Source organism: Microcystis sp. M49636_WE2 (assembly GCF_030065375.1).
Taxonomy (GTDB): Bacteria; Cyanobacteriota; Cyanobacteriia; order Cyanobacteriales; family Microcystaceae; genus Microcystis; species Microcystis aeruginosa_C.
The window spans coordinates 1-1,957 of record NZ_JASJFG010000509.1 but is presented as its reverse complement, the minus strand read 5'-3'; the positions used below and the strand labels follow the sequence as shown (position 1 = coordinate 1,957).

At 45.5% G+C, this 1,957-nt stretch carries 1 protein-coding gene and 1 pseudogene; both read left to right on the top strand.

Annotated elements, in window-relative coordinates:
• Positions 1-739, top strand: a pseudogene (locus tag PX484_RS11895) (recombinase family protein); the annotation flags it as partial.
• Positions 740-1,116: 377 nt separating this feature from the next.
• Positions 1,117-1,957: P-type ATPase actuator domain-containing protein (locus PX484_RS11890; protein WP_288103995.1), on the top strand; the 841-nt coding region annotated here is incomplete at its 3' end.

The window sequence follows — 1,957 nt, the reverse complement described above, 5'->3', positions numbered from 1 at the left end:
TTATCAAGTGCATCCAGAAAATCCTCGTTTATTAGCGATCGAAACTTTTCCCCGTTGGGATCGCTTAGGACAAAAAGCTTGTACTGCCTACGAAAGAATTTGTCACTGGATCGAAGGGATGAAAAAACGGCAGCAAGAAGCCAAACTTTTACCGATTTTTGTCTTAAATCAAGCGATCGAACAATTATTAAACGATGGGGAAAATTTGCCCTTCGATCACTTGGCAGCTTTGCGAGAATTAATGGAAACTGCCCAACATTTTTGGGAGATCGATCGCCGTTTGCGTGAGAGTGAACCCTCTTTTCAAAGTCCCAGCGAAACTATTAGTCAGTTTATCCAACTTTTGCGCCGTGGTACAATTACCGCTAATCCCTATCCTGTGCGACAATTTATTAAATCTTCCTCAGCAGTCACCCTAGGCAATATCTTTCAATATCGTTCTTTTCGTTCTAGTCATCGTTGGCATTTTTGGCTAGATTGTTCTTCTCCACTCTGGGAACAAGGAGGTGCTGCTACTCTTTTTGCTGCGCCAATTTTTTGGCGAGAAAGTCCCTATCAACCCTGGACAACAGAAGCAGAATTAGAGGAAAATCAGGACCGTTTACAGAGAGTTTTAAGGGATTTGTTAGCAAGGGTAAGCGAAAAAGTTATCCTCTGTCACAGTGATTTAGGAGTATCGGGAACCGAGCAAACCGGACAACTTTTATCCTTAGTACAAGCGGCAAAAGAATATGATTAAGCACTAGAAAAAAATTAACTTCTTGGTTAGGAGAGGCAATAGGCAATAGGCAATAGGCAATAGGCAAAGGGGGGGTTAGATATGTGTAATTAATTTTGCTTAGGTACTTAGTAAAAGGATTGGGGGAGATTCAGCTAATCTAAGGATAGGCGGTTAAGATGCGTCTGAGCTTATAACCTAATTTGGTCTTGACGACCGGCCAAGCTCTTGACTATCTAAATTAGTCGTTAATACTGCCCTGGAGTGCCAGAGTGGGGAGCAGGGAGAAGAAGTTTGAGCATTTGTACTAAAATTTTCAATACGTAGTTTAAATTCAGTACAGCTTACCCACTCTCTGTGTGCGAGAATAGCCTGTGTGAAAAACCTAGGTAATTGTTATGGTTGCACCTATACAAAATAGGCAGTTTAACGGGTTGTCTAGTCAAGAAGCTAGTGAGCGCTTGAAACAGCACGGCTACAACGAACTCCCCTCAACTCAGCATCGTACTTTTTTAAGGATCGCCCTAGACATTATCCAAGAGCCGATTTTATTGCTCCTGATTGCCTGTGGTGTCATCTACCTCTTTTTGGGTGATGCTCAAGAAGCTCTGATTTTGTTGGGGTTTGTCTTTTTTATTATTGGCATCAATCTTTACCAGGAGCAAAAAACGGAACGTTCTCTAGAAGCACTGCGGGACTTATCCAGTCCTCGGGCCTTGGTGATTCGAGATGGGGAGCGGCAGCGGATTGCGGGGCGAGAAGTGGTACAGGGCGATTTGATCGTGGTGGAGGAGGGCGATCGCGTTCCTGCGGATGCGATTTTGCTGTGGTCGACTCACTTGACGATTGATGAATCGCTGTTAACCGGGGAGTCTGTTCCGGTCAGGAAACGCACCATCCAGCTGGAAGAAGACCCAGAGAAACTTTCAGCAACCTTGAGACCGGGTGGAGACGACTTACCCACTGTCTATTCTGGCACTCTTGCGGTGCAAGGGCAGGGCATTGCCCAGGTGCAAGCAACGGGCATACATACTGAAATGGGAAAAATTGGCAAAGCTCTGCAAACGGTTGAACCGGAAGACACGGTCTTACAGAAAGAAACCCGTCGCATTGTCGGTAAATTGACGATGATTGCGCTTGCCATTTGCGCGGCGGTGGTCGTGATTTATGGATTAACCCGGGCCGATTGGTTGCATGGCTTTTTGGCAGGATTAGCCCTGGCGATGGCAATTTTGCCCA